The organism is Mycobacterium sp. E2327 (assembly GCF_001672675.1).
GTDB lineage: Bacteria > Actinomycetota > Actinomycetes > Mycobacteriales > Mycobacteriaceae > Mycobacterium.
In genome coordinates, this window is record NZ_LZKE01000044.1 from 1 (window position 1) to 524 (window position 524).

Genomic DNA, 524 nt, shown 5'->3' on the forward strand with positions numbered 1-524 from the left:
CGCCCACCTGATCCCGATCCAGGACGCCGGGCTACAGACCCACCTGCGCAGCCTGGACATCAAGTTCACCCAGCGCCGGGATCTGGTCGCCGGCTAGCGTCCATGCGGCCTCCATGCAGCCGCGTCGTTTGACGAATAGGGTGGCTGGACATGAAGCTGCCGCTGCTGGGACCGGTGTCGCTGACGGGGTTCCAGAACGCCTGGTTCTTCCTGTTCCTGCTGGCCGTGGCGCTGCTGACCGGGATCTACGTCGTGGTGCAGTTCGCCCGTCGGCGTCGGGTGCTGCGGTTCGCCAACATGGAGGTGCTGGAGCGGGTCGCGCCGCTGCGCTCGGGCCGGTGGCGGCACGTGCCGACGATCCTGCTCGCCGCGTCGCTGGTGCTGTTGACCACGGCCATGGCCGGGCCGACGTCGGACATCCGGATTCCGCGCAACCGCGCCTGCGTCGTGCTGATCATCGACATGTCGAACTCGATGCGCGCGACCGACGTCGAACCCAACCGGCTCAAGGCGGCCGAGCAGGC

Annotated in this window: 1 protein-coding gene; it reads left to right on the forward strand. The window is 68.5% G+C overall.

Translation table 11 applies throughout. The features are described 5' to 3' along the window. Window positions 1–150: 150 nt before the first annotated feature. Window positions 151–524: BatA domain-containing protein (locus A5712_RS32640; RefSeq protein WP_197519307.1), on the forward strand; the 374-nt coding region annotated here is incomplete at its 3' end.